This is a genomic window from Hymenobacter glaciei (genome assembly GCF_039539585.1).
In the GTDB taxonomy this organism is placed as follows: domain Bacteria; phylum Bacteroidota; class Bacteroidia; order Cytophagales; family Hymenobacteraceae; genus Hymenobacter; species Hymenobacter glaciei.
Genome location: NZ_BAABDK010000001.1, coordinates 358,335 through 372,434, shown reverse-complemented (window position 1 = coordinate 372,434; position 14,100 = coordinate 358,335). Strand labels below are relative to the sequence as shown.

General features: G+C 59.9%; 11 protein-coding genes. 9 read left to right on the top strand and 2 right to left on the bottom strand.

The annotated features are described in order from the left end of the window. Positions 1–68: 68 nt before the first annotated feature. The 5 genes from ABD837_RS01670 (at position 69) to ABD837_RS01650 (ending at position 4,637) form a co-directional block, all read left to right on the top strand. On the top strand, positions 69–632 hold the full coding sequence (locus tag ABD837_RS01670; RefSeq protein ID WP_345049513.1) for a pseudouridine synthase: 564 nt from the start codon (positions 69–71) through the stop codon (positions 630–632). A 153-nt stretch (positions 633–785) separates the two neighbouring features. Continuing rightward, complete coding sequence (locus ABD837_RS01665; RefSeq protein WP_345049512.1) at positions 786–920, top strand: hypothetical protein; 135 nt, start codon at positions 786–788, stop codon at positions 918–920. A gap of 228 nt (positions 921–1,148) precedes the next feature. Beyond that, positions 1,149–1,781 carry a BamJ family beta-barrel-assembly machinery protein gene (gene bamJ / locus ABD837_RS01660; RefSeq protein WP_345049510.1) on the top strand — a complete coding sequence of 211 codons (633 nt, stop codon included), beginning with the start codon at positions 1,149–1,151 and terminating at the stop codon, positions 1,779–1,781. A gap of 96 nt (positions 1,782–1,877) precedes the next feature. Beyond that, a complete protein-coding gene (locus tag ABD837_RS01655) occupies positions 1,878–2,546 on the top strand; it encodes a hypothetical protein (RefSeq protein ID WP_345049508.1) in 669 nt (222 codons plus the stop codon). Positions 2,547–2,672: 126 nt separating this feature from the next. Then, positions 2,673–4,637 (top strand): KUP/HAK/KT family potassium transporter, encoded by a 1,965-nt coding sequence (locus tag ABD837_RS01650; protein WP_345049506.1) that lies wholly within the window; start codon positions 2,673–2,675, stop codon positions 4,635–4,637. Positions 4,638–4,726: 89 nt separating this feature from the next. Here the strand turns inward: ABD837_RS01650 and ABD837_RS01645 are convergent, their stop codons facing one another. After that, positions 4,727–6,547, bottom strand: coding sequence for a M61 family metallopeptidase (locus ABD837_RS01645; RefSeq protein ID WP_345049504.1), 1,821 nt, complete (start codon positions 6,545–6,547; stop codon positions 4,727–4,729). Positions 6,548–6,675: 128 nt separating this feature from the next. Here ABD837_RS01645 and ABD837_RS01640 point away from each other — a divergent pair, with 128 nt between their 5' ends. The 3 genes from ABD837_RS01640 (at position 6,676) to ABD837_RS01630 (ending at position 9,538) form a co-directional block, all read left to right on the top strand. Further along, a complete protein-coding gene (locus tag ABD837_RS01640; RefSeq protein ID WP_345049501.1) occupies positions 6,676–7,593 on the top strand; it encodes a C40 family peptidase in 918 nt (305 codons plus the stop codon). Between the two features lie 698 nt (positions 7,594–8,291). After that, positions 8,292–8,732 carry a DUF2147 domain-containing protein gene (locus ABD837_RS01635; protein WP_345049500.1) on the top strand — a complete coding sequence of 147 codons (441 nt, stop codon included), beginning with the start codon at positions 8,292–8,294 and terminating at the stop codon, positions 8,730–8,732. Between the two features lie 170 nt (positions 8,733–8,902). Next, positions 8,903–9,538 carry a hypothetical protein gene (locus tag ABD837_RS01630; RefSeq protein WP_345049497.1) on the top strand — a complete coding sequence of 212 codons (636 nt, stop codon included), beginning with the start codon at positions 8,903–8,905 and terminating at the stop codon, positions 9,536–9,538. 74 nt (positions 9,539–9,612) lie between these two features. Here ABD837_RS01630 and ABD837_RS01625 read toward each other — a convergent pair whose 3' ends face one another. Continuing rightward, positions 9,613–11,676 (bottom strand): M1 family aminopeptidase, encoded by a 2,064-nt coding sequence (locus tag ABD837_RS01625; RefSeq protein WP_345049494.1) that lies wholly within the window; start codon positions 11,674–11,676, stop codon positions 9,613–9,615. Between the two features lie 145 nt (positions 11,677–11,821). On the opposite strand from ABD837_RS01625, the gene ABD837_RS01620 reads away from it, so the two are divergent. Next, positions 11,822–14,089 carry a T9SS type B sorting domain-containing protein gene (locus tag ABD837_RS01620; RefSeq protein WP_345049491.1) on the top strand — a complete coding sequence of 756 codons (2,268 nt, stop codon included), beginning with the start codon at positions 11,822–11,824 and terminating at the stop codon, positions 14,087–14,089. The last annotated feature ends 11 nt before the right edge of the window (positions 14,090–14,100 follow it).

Genomic DNA, 14,100 nt, shown 5'->3' with positions numbered 1-14,100 from the left:
CTAGCCTGCTTATTTACCGAGTTTAGCTGTTTTGCCAGGGCCCGCCAGCAGGTGTTTTTCGAGTTTTCATGTCACATCGCCACTTTCTTATCCACAAGCCTTTTGGCTACCTCAGCCAGTTTGTGGGCGAAGCCAAGAAGAGAAAACTCGGCGAGTTTCACGACTTTCCAGAAGGCGTCATGGCCATTGGCCGGCTCGATGAAGACAGCGAAGGCCTGCTCCTGCTCACCACCGATGGCCGCACGAGCGAACTGGTGCGCAGCAAAAAAGTTGAGAAGGAATACTACGCTCAGGTCGACGGCCTGATTACCGATGAATCCATTGCTCAGCTGCAAACCGGCGTCGAAATTGGCATTCACAACGTGCGCTACCTCACCAGCCCCTGCAGCGCTGCTCGCCTCGACCCCGCCCCGAATTTTGCGCCGCGAAGCCGCAAAATCCGCGACGACCGCCACGGCCCGACCAGTTGGGTCAGTATTACCCTCACCGAAGGCAAGTTCCGGCAAGTCCGAAAGATGACGGCTGCGGTGGGCTTCCCTACCCTGCGCCTGGTGCGGGTGCGGGTGGCCGACATTTGGCTGGGCGACTTGCCCGTTGGGGGCGTGCGCGAAGTAGTTGATTTTGGGGTATAGGGAAAGCCAAGACCTGCGCATAGGTTTGCACCAGCTTGGTTATCAGGCTGCATAGATAGGTTAACGCAGAATTAATTATGCTGCATGCATAACATTATTCGTCAGTTGTCGTATATTTGCACTGGAATTACCACCAGCCATTACCCACTCGATATGAAAAAGACCACTGCCCTCTCGTTTTCCTCGTTACTGCTCGCCGGCGGCGTAGCCTACCTGGCTGCCAAACTGGCCGACCTCGACCTGACGTTTTTCTTCCACGGCGACGACGACCACCAGCACTATTGCTAACCGTTATTCTATCGTTAGACTGCCTATTCGCGTTATTTATGAAAAAAGCCTGGCCTATTAGCCGGGCTTTTTTGTTGCTGTTTCGGCCAAAGCGGCGGGCTTGGCCGGTTCGGCGCGGCTTTTGGAACTTTGCCCCTGCAACGGCGTAACCCGTGGCAACACTATTCACAGCGGCGAACGCCGGCATGCTGCCGGCTTCGGCGTTTCACCAATCCCCCTCCTGGTTTTATGAACCTCGATTCCCAACAAGCTCAGGTGAGCTACATCATTGGCCGCGACCTGGCCCGCAATTTTGCCCAGCAGGGCCTCGACCTGGACGTAGAGACCCTGGCCGGTGCTTTGAAAGAAGGCCTCCAGGGCCTCCCCAGCCGCCTCACCCAGGAGCAGATGCAGGCCGCCATGCAACAGCTGCAGGAGCAGATGGGCGGCGGCGCTGAAGAAGAAGACACCCAAGACCCCGATACCATGAAAAACAACAAAGCCGAAGGCGAAGCCTTCCTCGCCGAAAACGCCAGCAAAGCCGGCGTTACCACCCTGCCCAGCGGCCTGCAATACGAGGTAATCACGCAGGGCACGGGCGCCAAGCCCAGCCTGAAATCGTCGGTAACCACGCACTACCACGGCACCCTCATCAACGGCACTGTGTTCGACAGCAGCTACCAGCGCGGCCAACCCGCCACCTTCCCCGTGAACGGCGTAATTGCTGGCTGGACAGAGGCCCTGCAGCTCATGGCCGAAGGCTCGAAGTACCGCCTCTACATCCCCTCCGACCTGGCCTACGGCAAGCGTGGCGCGGGTCGCGACATCCCCGGCGACACGGCCCTGATTTTCGACGTGGAGCTGCTGAAAGTAAACAACTGAGCGAGCGTAGCGGCGGGAGTTTCTCCCGTCGCTACCCGCACGGCGGCCCCAACCTGGAGCCGCCCCATCAGCACCATCCCGGCTGTTTCCAAGACCATGAATTCCTTCGAAGCGCAGCCTCCCGCTGACCAGCCCAACGTGGCCCCGGAACAACTTTCCGGGGCCGCTTTGCTGACTACACCTGCCGAACCGGCCCCGGCAGCTGGCCCAACTTACACAGCAGCACCCGAGCTGCTGCTGGAGTTGCCTGCGCTGCCCGTGGTGAAATCCGACGACGGCCGCGTGCTTATCACCGACACCACCGTGACGGTGCAGGGCCGGGAATTTCTGCTGCGCGAGCTGGAGCGGGCCGACGTGGCCCACGTGCGCTGGATACTGTGGTTTTTGCTGGGCGGGCTGGGGCTGGCCTTCGTGATGATTACCTATTTGCAGAACGGGCTGCGCACCGGCCCGGCCATGCTGGGCATGGCCCTCACCGGCCTGCTGCTGGCCTATGGGCACCGCGGCACCAACCGCTTGCGTCTGCACCGCCTGGGCCGCGAGGTCGTCAACTTTGCCCTGCCCGGCGAAACGCCGCCCTGGCAACGCCTCACCGCGGAGCTAAACCGCCGCATTTTCCGGGTGCACGACCACGCCGCCCGCCTGGCTGCCGCCGAGCTGGCTGCCGCCGATGAGACCATGCGCCTGGCCGCCCAACAAGCCGCCGAAGCAGCTCTTTATAACCAGGTGGCACAATCCGGCCCTGCTCCGGAAATTAACCCCTAATACTGACCGCCGGCTACCATTGTCGGGCGGCGGCAAAGCTGCCAGCCCGGGTCTACCTGCTACCTTCGCGCCCCGTAAACCAATTCCAGCCACCGCCACGCCTCTGCGATACCTGACTTTCCCCTTATGAGTTCTGATTCGAAACACTCGCACACCGCCATTTCCGGGGCGGGGCTGCTGATTGCCTTAGGCATCATCTACGGCGACATCGGCACCTCGCCGCTCTACGTGATGTCGTCCATCCTCAAGAGCGGCCGCGTGCCCGACTTGATTGATGCAAAACTGGTGCTGGGTGGCATCTCCTGCGTTATCTGGACGCTCACGCTCCAGACCACCGTTAAGTACGTGCTGCTCACGCTAAACGCCGACAACAACGGGGAAGGCGGCATTTTCTCGCTTTACGCCCTGGTGCGGCGGCGCGGGGCTTGGCTTTCGGCCGTGGCCATCATCGGCGGCTCGGCCCTGCTGGCCGATGGCGTGATTACCCCGCCCATTTCGGTGTCATCGGCCGTCGAAGGGCTTAAGAACGTGTTTCCGCAGCTCACGCAGGACATTGTCGTGTACATTGTCATTGGCATTATCGCGGGGCTTTTCCTTTTGCAAAGCTTTGGTACTCAGATTGTCGGCAAGGCCTTCGGTCCCATCATGCTGCTGTGGTTCACCATGCTGGGGGTGTTGGGCATTTCCTGGATAGTGCAGAATCCCGTTATTCTTAAGGCGGTGAACCCCTACTATGCCTACGACCTGCTGGTGCATTACCCCGGCGGTTTCTGGCTGCTGGGCTCGGTGTTCCTCTGCACTACCGGGGCCGAGGCGCTGTATTCGGACCTGGGTCACTGCGGCAAGGGCAACATTCGCATTAGCTGGACTTTTGTAAAAACCTCGCTGCTGCTCAACTACCTGGGCCAGGGCGCCTGGCTGCTGGCCCACCAGGGCCAGATGCTTGAGGGCAAAAACCCGTTTTATGCCCTCATGCCCGACTGGTTCCTACTTATCGGCATCAGCATCGCCACCATTGCGGCCGTTATTGCTTCGCAAGCCCTCATCACCGGTTCCTTCACGCTGGTAGCCGAGGCTATTCGCCTGAACATGTGGCCCAAGGTGAAGCTCAACTATCCCACCGACGTGAAGGGCCAGCTTTTCGTGCCCAGCATGAACCGGCTGCTGCTGCTGGGCTGCATCGGGGTGGTGCTGTACTTCCGCGAGTCGACCAACATGGAAGCAGCCTACGGCCTGGCCATCACGCTCACCATGCTGATGACCACCATTTTGCTCACCGTATGGCTGAAGGCCAAGAAAGTTTCCCTGCCGCTCATCATCCTGTTTGCAGTGGTGTATGGCATTATCGAAGGCTCGTTTCTGGTGGCCAACATGATTAAGTTTCCGCACGGCGGCTGGGTGTCGCTGGCCATCGGCGGCACGCTCATGGGCGTGATGTACGTGTGGCTGAAAGCCTACTACATCAAGCGCCGCCTCACCGAATTCGTGAAGCTGGAACCCTACGTCGATGCCCTCAAGCAACTCAGCGACGACGAATCCATTCCGAAATACTCAACCCATCTGGTGTTCCTCACCTCGGCCGAGCGCAGCTCCGAGATTGAGCAGAAAATCATCTACTCCATTTTCCAGAAGCGCCCCAAGCGGGCCGACATCTACTGGTTCATCCACGTCGACACCACCGACGAGCCCTACACTATGGAATACAAGGTAACGGAAGTGGCCAAAGACGACGTGTTCCGCATCAACTTCCGTCTGGGCTTCCGGGTGCAGCAGCGCATCAACCTTTACTTCCGCAAGGTGATTGAGGACCTGGTGCGCAACAAGGAAGTGGACATCACCTCGCGCTACGAGTCGCTGAGTAAACAGCACGTGACCGGCGATTTTCGCTTCGTGGTACTCGAGAAGTTCCTCTCCGTCGAGAACGACTTCCCAACCATGGAGAAGCTCGTGATGCAGGCCTACTTCTACATCCGCCAGTTCATCGCTTCCGAAGACCAGTACTTCGGCCTCGACACCTCCTCGGTAAAAGTAGAGAAGGTGCCGCTCGTGATTGCGCCGGTGCAGAAAGTGGAGCTGAAGCGGATTAAGTAACCCTTAGCTTCAACGAATTTCGCAGGTTCAAGCTACAAAAAAAGCCCCGTGCAAGCTGCACGGGGCTTTTTTGTGTATTCTCCAAAAGCCTATTTGCCCAGCCACTTGGCCAGCACGGCCTGCTGAGCAGCTGTTGGGCTGGCCATTGGCTGGATGGTGAACTTGCGGTCGGTATCGGCCTGCATTTTTAGCTTGATGTCGCGCAGGAGGCCATCGCGGCGCACTTGCAGGGTTACCTCGCTGCCTACGGGGCCACCGGCCAGGGCCTTCACCGTTTCCTCGCTGGGGGCGGCGCCGTTGATGAGCACAATTTCATCGGTAGCGCTGAGGCCGGTAGTCCAGGCGGCGCCGTCGCGCTCCACAGCGGCTACCAGCAGCTTGCCGGTGCGGTTCGAGAAAGCAGCACCCAGCGTGCCTTGCGAAGCGGGTGTCGACATCAGGGTGAGGCCGGCATAGCCCAGTGCGGTGGCGAAATCGATGGGCTGGGTGTCGTACACGCTGTTCTGGAAGAAGCTGTCGAAGCGGCGGCCCGCTACCGTGGCTACGGCATCCTGGTACTCCTTGTCGGTGAAGCCACGCTTGGCTTTCACATAATACGTGTCGTAGAGCAGGCGGAACACGTCGTCGAGGTGCTTTTTGCCTTGGGTAGCCTGCACAATGTTCAAATCGAGCCAAGTGCCGATAACGTCGCCCTTGGGGTAATAGCTGATTTGGGTATTGTTGGAGTTTTCATTCGGCCGGTACGACTTAATCCAGGCATCGAAGCTCGACTCGGCGGCCGACTGAACGCGGTTGCCGGGCGTGTTCTCCACCTCCGTAATGGTATTGCCCAACTTGCCCAGGTACTCTTCGCGGGTAAGCAGGCCGGCCCGCGCCAGAATCTGCTTGGAGTAGTATTCGGTCATGCCCTCGCTCACCCACAGCATGTGCGTGTAGTTCTCCTGGTCGTAGTTGAACGGCCCCAGCGCCACCGGGCGAATGCGCTTCACGTTCCAGAGGTGGAAATACTCGTGCGCCACCAAACCCAAAAAGGACTTGTTGCCGGCGTCGGTGCTGTACGCCGTGCGGCCGACTTCCAGCGTGGTTGAGTACAGGTGTTCCAGGCCGCCGCCGCCTCGCTCCAGGTTGTGCACGATGAACAAGTAATGGTCGAGCGGATTCTGGCCCAATACGCGGTGCGCTTCTTCGCACACGCGCTTCATATCGGCCACAATCTTGGCATCATCGGCAGTATACTGGCCGTACATCGCCACTTGGTGCGGGGTGCCATTGGCCGTGAATTCGAGGACTTTCTGGTTGCCGATTTCCATTGGCGAGTCGGCCAGCTCGTCGTAGCTCGCGGCTTTGTAGGTGAACTTGCCGGTGCCGGGGCGCAGGGCCGTGCTCACCTGGCTCCAGCCGGTGGCGGGCTGCACCACCACGGTGCTGGGCAGCATTTTGTTGTCGGCGGGGTACATAAATACGCTGCTGCCGTTCAGGTAGCCGTGGTCGGCATCAATAAACGAGGTGCGCACGCTCAGCTCGAAGGCGTACACGCGGTAGCTCACCCGGAAACTGCCCTGCTTGGGGTGTTTTACCCGCCAAGTGTTCTTATTAAGCTTTTCGAAGGTCAGTGGTTGGCCAGCAGCGGTGCGGGCCTCAAAGCCCTCTACATTTTTAGCGTACTCGCGCACCAGGTAAGAGCCCGGGGCCCACACCGGCATTTTCAGGTCGGTGTATTCAGCCCCGAAGCCGCCCAGCTCCATTTTCACTTCAAAATAGTGCGACTGGGGCAGCGGCATGCTCAGTGTGTAGCGCAGCGAGGGCACGGCCGCCGCCGGGGTTGGAGCAGCCGTAGCAGCCCCCCCTGGATACGTAAGCAGCCCGGCCAGGGCAAAGGCGCGGAGCGCGGCAGTGGAATTTCTTGACATTCGGAAATAGTTGAGGGACTAGCAAGGGCACAAAGTAAGGTTGCCGGGTTGCCTCCAACCTAGCAGTGCCTGGGCCCGTTAGGGCTAGCGTGGCGCTTACTTGGCCACTCCTACGTTTTTTCAGCAGCATGCGGTACATCTGGATGATTTTTGGCGCCATACTCGTGGCCATGCTGGCCATCCTGCCGCGCCTGGGCCACCACGCCCCGAGCCCACCCTCCCAGCAATCGCCGGTTCGTGAGGCAGCGTACTCACCAGCGGCTTTGGCCCCTTTGGCCCGGCCCGACCTGGCCAAGGCCGACAGCGTCGTGGCCTTCGGGCTGGCCCAGCGCGGCACGCCCTACGCGTGGGCCGGTACCTCGCCCCTTACCGGCTTCGACTGCTCGGGGTTCATTATGTACACCTTTGCGCATTTTGGGGTACCCATTCCGCATTCCACTTCCTTGCTCATCGATGTGGGCCGGCCTATTGCCCGGGCCGAGGCACAGCCCGGCGACATCGTCGTATTCACCGGCACCGACAAGGCCAGCACCACCCCCGGCCATGCAGGCATCGTCATCTCGCGCCGGGGCGAGTTGCCGTTGCGCTTCGTGCACGCTTCCTCCTCGCGCCGCGAGCCCTTCGTGAAAGTGAGCCAAGTAGAGACCACCGACTACGAACGGCGCTTCATGCAGGTGCGGCGGGTGCTGGGGCCCGGCACCGGAATGGGGGCCACCGCCCGGGCTAAAACGCCCGCTGCTACGCCCGCCGCAACCATGCGGCCGCCTGTGCCAGTGGTAGCGCTACCTGCTCATCCAGTGCCACTCGCCGGAAAATCCGCGTCCGTAGCCCCATTACCGACGGTGCTGGCAAAGCGACCCGTGCACCGGCAGGCGGTGGCGCGAAAGCCAGCGGCAGTGCACAAGGTTCGGGCAACCCCCAAGAAGGTTACGAAAGCCCCTACACCCCGAAAAGCTGCTGCGAAGCCGGCACCTAGGGCAGTCACCAAATCTTCGGTAAAGCCACGTACAGCTAGCCGAAAAAAGGCCCCCGTTAAAAGAAGGTAAGCACCAGTTCGCAATCGAATTTGCACTTGTTAAACCGGAATCAGTGCGCGTGCGTGGCACCCCGCCAAAACGAATAACTCAGTATTGTAACCCCAAAGGGCTTTAACGCAGCGATGCCCGGCCTGCCTCTGCCGTCCCATTGAAGGGCGACTGGGCAAACCGGGCATCTAATCCTTCAAATCTTACCAAGCGGCGAAACTGGGGTGCAGTTCCGGCGTCTTTTCGATAAGACCTGGCCGAATGTGGGCAGCCTTAGGAGCTACCCCACGAAGCTGTTGTTAGGCGCGTACTGCGGTGAAGCGTACGACATTCGACAGGCTTGGCAGGATTTGGTTGGGACTACTGGACATTTTGTACCTCCTTTCTTTACGTTCGACATATCCTCCGTTCGCGCGGCCCAGCACCTTAGGGCTGCTTGAGCGGGGTCGTAGCACTCACTACTGAGCGGTAAAGTTAATAGCGGAGGCTAAGGTTCAAAGTGAAACCGTGTTTTTTCTAGCAAAAGCCTGTTTTTAGTGAATTTACGGCTGATAATCAGCGCTATTTCTTTTGCTCTATGGGTGGATTTTTTCAATAGAAACGCCCCGCTCAAAAATTGGCCGTAAAGTTGCAATTGCCGACAATGTGACCGTGACTGGCACGTAACGGGAATTTTCCCTTACCTTTTCTACGAAAACCCACTCAAACATCATTTTAAAATGAAAAAAACCCTGCTTCTCCTTGTCCTTCTCGTAGTAGGCGCTGTCCGCATGGCCTCGGCCCAAACCATGTCGCCAATAGGCATTTGGACTGATGCTGAAAAAGATGCCACCTTTGAAATCTTTAAATGCGGCGACAAATTGTGTGGCAGAATCGTTACCCTGACCGTGCCCAACGACCCGGCCACTGGCAAACCCAAAACCGATAATCTTAACCCTGACCCTAAGTTGCGTAACCGCCTGCGTCAAGGCATAGTATTCATGCAGGGCTTTAAGTACGACAGCGACAACAAGTGGGATGACGGCAAAATATACAACCCCAAGGATGGCAAGACTTACTCGTGCTACATGAAAGTGAACGACGCTAAAACCATGGAAGTGAAAGGCTACATCGGTTTCTCACTCATTGGCAAGTCGCAGACCTGGACGCGGGTGAAATAGACGCTCCGCTGCTGCAACACCAAGGCCGGCTTCCTATGGGAGCCGGCTTTTTTATGGCCCGATTTCAGCTTTCTGCCGCGGTGAAATGTGGTAAATAAAGCTGAATTCCCACCTGGCCGCAGAAACTATTTGACTGGGTCCATGTTTCGACTCCACAATTATTTGCTGCCTTGATCCAATTCATTCAGAATTTATTTCGCTCAAAAGCAACCGCCCCGGCGGCCTGGCAATCCGTGGTGCTCACCCCGGCCCAGGCGCGCCGCCACGCCCGCTGGGTAGAGCAGCACGTGTTTCTGAACTGGCTGGAGCCCTATTTTAAGGCCTACCATCTGCATAAGATTGGGGCCGGGGGCCGGCGCGGCTTTCAAGTGCAGCCCCTGCTTGAAGCTGGGCGTGAAGGCGCGCTGTTTTTCTACGATGCAAGCATTGGCCCGGGCAACTTCCGCCATTTCTACGAGCACCTGGGCGAGCGGCTGCTGGGCATGGGCTACCATCGCGGCTGTGCCGACCAGTGCACCCGGCGCAAGCAGCACCTGGTAGAAACCACGCTCAAGCAACTCTTCAAGCCCAACCCCACAGACTGCCCCGATACTGGCGACTGCAACCAGCGTTTTGGGTTGGTAACCATCGACCTGATAGCGGTGAACGGCGAGCCGCTTTTCATTCGCATAGCCAGCAATGCCGTACGCCAACCCGGCTTCACGCCGGCGGCATCGTTTGAGGAGTTACTGCGCGAGTTACTGGCCGCTCCGGCCCCCACCGCTGCAACCCAGGCCCTGATACCCGAATATTACCAGCGGTTTTAAATCAGCCCGTCATACAAGCCAAAGCGCCAGCCCTCTCACGAAGGCTGGCGCTTTTTATATCATTACCTCGCAGGTTATTCCCGCACAAACTGGCCTCGGCCCAGTAGCTCCCCCGCCGGGCCAAGCAGCCGCAGGTAGTAGAGGCCCGGGGCCAGTGCTTGGGTATTGAGTTGGGGCCGGGCTACGTGCAACTCCTGGCGCAGCACCACGCGGCCAGTGGCATCTACCACTTCACTTTGCACGGTGGCGGCGGGCAGCGCGGCCAGGTTCAGCACGTCGTGGCAAGGAATGGGGAACAGGGAGAGGGGCGCGAGGCTGCCAGCCGTGTGCGTGGCCAGGGCCAGGGAGTTGTCGCGCTGCGGTGCTGGAGCCGGCAGGTCGAGTATCCACTGGTCGGGGTCGACGGCGATGCCAACGACGGCCCCGGTGGCGGCGAACTGGAACGTTTGCACCGGCTGGCCCTGATGCAGCCGCACGGTTTGGCTGGTGCCGTCGGCAAAGGAAAGCCGGTAGTCAACCTCGGTATCAAAAAATGGGGTAACAGTAGGCACCGAGGCGGTTTCGGTTACGCGCAGCACTACCGTGCTGCCTACTTGGTTCCAGCGGGCAGTCAGAGTGGGGTAGCCCTGCCCCCGATACCACTGCTGAAAAAAGTAGCCCAGCGGCCGGCCGGCTTCGGCCTCGAACACGCGCTGCAAATCGGCGGTGCGCGCCGTGCGGCCCCGGTACTGGGTCTGGTAGGTGCGCAGGGCATTGAAGAACTTGGAGTCGTCGTTCAGGAGGTAGCGCAGCATGTGCACCACAGCCGCGCCCTTTTTATAGGAGAGGTAGTAATCGAAGATACGCCCTACGTTGGTGGTATCGGGCACGTAGACGGTGCCGTTGCTGCGCTGGGCGTACTCGTGCGCGTTGTTCATCCATCCGCGGGCATCGGCAGGCACAAAGGCTTGCAGCGACAAATATTCGCCGTAGGAAGCAAAGCCTTCGTTCAACCAGATGTCTTGCCAGCTGGCGCAGGTTACATTGTCGCCGAACCATTGGTGGAACAGCTCGTGCGCGGTAAGCGTGAAGTTGAAGCTATCCTGCGTGGTCATCGTCTGGTGCTCCATGCCCCCACCTACCGGGGCCATGCTGTGGCCGTACTTTTCGTCGGCAAACGGGTAGAGGCCCACCAGGTTGGAGTAGTTTTCGATGAAGCCGGCCGTACGGGCTATTTCGCCCTGATAAAAATTTAGCGTGCTTTGGTTATAAACGTAGTCGACGATGGGCACGGTGGGCCCGCCCTTGGGGTGGGCGTAAGTCACATTTTCAATGTAAGGCGCTACGGCCACCGAAATCAGGTAATAGTCGATGGGATGGCGCGATTTCCACTCGTACCGCACCTTGTTAGCGGGCAGGGGCACGGTGCGCACCAGCACGCCATTCGAGCCCACCTTATTGGGCAGCGTGGTAGTAACCCACACGTCGCTGGAATCGGCTTTATCGGTGAGCACCTGCTTACAGGGAAACCACTCGTGAGCGGCAAAAGGCTCCGATAGGCTCCAGGTAACGTTATAAGGTTGAAAAGCCCCATTCACGCGCACCTGGCTGCGGTTGTTGAACCCATTACCGATTGCAGCCGAGCCACCGCTCGGTGCCGTGCCGTGGTAGTAGATGCGGGCATCGGTGAGCGAGCCGGCGGCGGCGGGCCGGGCCAGAGCAGCCGTAGCATCGTTGCCGACGCGCCGGACGCCGGGCGAGCGCAGCCCGTTCACCACCACCGAGTCGATGAGCAGAGTAGCCGCGCCCGGCGCGCCCTTATACAGCTCAAAGGCCAGCGAGTCGAGGGCCTGCGCGCCAATTCGTACGCGCATCCAGGCTGAACCGGCAATAGTGAGCGACGTGTTTTCCAGGGCCAGGTCCAGCTTGTAGTACTTCACGTCGTAGCGCTCCATTTTGGCGCGGTGTGCTACCGAGGCAGTGGTGGTCCGCTGAACAGCAATGCCCCGGGTGGCGGCACAGCTGTGCCCGCCTTCGAGGTCGGTGGCCTTCAGTGCAGGGGCTATGGCCTGGGCGCTCAGTCGTTCGGGCCGCGTGGCCAGGAGCATAAGCAGTAGTAGCGCGCAGTGACGAATGTTCATAGCAAGCGGAGCAATCATAGAGTGTGGAGAAACGGCAGGAGGAAGGCCGGTGTGCAAAGATAGGCGGCACTTTACCCGACGGAACCGTGTACGCAATTGCCACGGCTTACAGCGGAGCAACGAAGGCAAAAGCAGGCGTATATTTCGGCATAAAAGAGATTGAATGCGCTTTTTTCGTTATTTCTGGTCGCTAGCTCCCTTACCGGGCCGAAACTGCGCCGCTTGGCTGCTGCTCTGCAGCCTATGGCTGCTGGCCGGCCGGGCTCGCGCCTCGCACATTGTAGGCGGCGAACTGGAATTAACGCACACCTCCGGTACTGCGTATGTCCTCACGCTGAATCTTTACTTCGATAACGCCGCCGCATCCGACCTGATTACCGGCACTATAACGGCCAGTATTTTCGACAAGGCCACCAACAACCGCATGCAGGACGTGGCCCTGCCCCTCACCAGCAATGCCCTGGTGAACTACAGCAACCCACTCTGCGCCCGGTCATCTCTCAGCACGCGCAAGCTGGTGTATAGCAAGGAAATCTCGCTGCCATCGGGTACTTACAACGGGCCCCAGGGGTATTACGCGGCCGTGGAGCAGTGCTGCCGCAACGCCTCGATTGCCAACATCGTGAATCCTGGCAACGCCGCGGAGGCGTTCTACCTTGAATTTCCGGCTGTGACGCGCAACGGGCAGTCGTTTCTCAATTCTACGCCCCGGCTTTTTCCCGCCTTGTCGGAGTACGCCTGCTTGGGCGAACCCTTCTACTTCGATTTCGGGGGAGTCGATACCGACGGCGACTCGCTGGTGTATGACCTGGTGACTCCACTCAACGGCCACGCCACCATCAACGCACCCCGGCCCACCGCCACGGCCGCGCCCTACGTGCCCGTTACCTGGAACCCGGGCTTGAGCGCCACCACCCCGCTGCCCGGCACGCCCACCCTGCGCATCGACCGGCGCACCGGCCGCCTGAGCGCGCGGCCCACCAACCTAGGGCTTTTTGTTTTCGGTGTGCGCTGCTCGGAGTACCGGCGGGGCGAAAAAATTGGCGAAGTGCACCGCGACTTTCAGTTGCTAGTGCTCACCTGCGCCCCCAATGCGCGCCCCGCGGTGGCCATATTGCCCGGCACGACCGGGCCGGTGCGCTACCAGCCGGGCCGCGATACCCTGCGCCTGGGACCAGCCGGCAGCCGCTGCGTGCGCGTTCGCTTCAGCGACCCCGACCTGAATGCGCGGCTCACACTGGCCGTGCGGCCAGTGAACTTTGCCGGACCACTGCCCACCTTCACGACGGCCAGCACGGGTACCGTGCATGCCGCCGGCCAGCCCGATACCCTTAGCAGCACGCTGTGCTTCCCGGAGTGCCTCGACAGCCACGGCGAAGTGTGGCAGCTTGATGTGATAGTATCCGACGACGGTTGCAGCCTGCCCAAGCGCGACACCGTGCGCCTGGCCTTTATAGCCGTGCCGCCCCCCAGTGGGCCGCCCACCGTGAGCACAACTGCACCGGTGGGCCGCCCGCTAGTGGTGCGTGTAGGCGATATAGTGAGCTTAGATATGCAGGCGGCCGCACCTTTCAACCAAAGTGTACAGTTGAACATGACTGGCCAGGGATTTGTGCCTGCCGACCTGGGGGCTACACTCACTCCCACCAGCCCGGGCAATCCACTAGTGGCACGGTTCCGCTGGCCAGTCGACTGCCGTGTTTTAGCCGGCGACTCGGTGCGGGTATTCCAGTTTACAGCGGCTAGCGACCCGTGCGGTGTGCGCCAAACGGCAACGGTGAACGTGGTGGTGGTGGTGCGCTATACCAACACGGCGCCGGTGCTGCGCACAGCGGTACCACTGCCATTGCCGCAGGTGGCTGGTGAACCACCGCTCGTACGGCTGCCCTTGGGAGCCACGTTTACCCTAAACCTTATTGGCAATGACGCTGACCGCGACAACCTGACGCTAACTGCCGGCAGCGAGAACTTTACCCTGGCCGAAGCTGGTATGCGCTTCACGGCCCGCAACGATGCAGGCAGCGCCAGTGGCACTTTCGTGTGGGATGTGAGCTGCGGGGCCGCGAACCTGCACCGTCCGCTCGATGTCACCTTCCAACTATTGGATGCCACCTGCCGCCCCCTGCCCCAGCGCCAAAAAGTGCGTTTTGAAGTAGAAACGCCGGCGTCTCCCACCCTTAGGCTCTACAACATTATCACCCCAAACGCCGACGGCCAGAACGATGACTTCCGGCTGCCCGAACTACCCGTCGATTTTTGCGATAAACGCTTTGACCGCATTCAGGTGTTTTCGCGCTGGGGGCAGCCTGTGTTCGAGTCGTCGGACCGGGAGTTCCGCTGGACCGGCGAGGGACAGGCCGGAACCTACTATTATTTAGCAACCTACACCGATGGCCGGCGTTTCAAAGGCTGGCTTGAGGTAAAGCCCTGAGTCGTTACTTC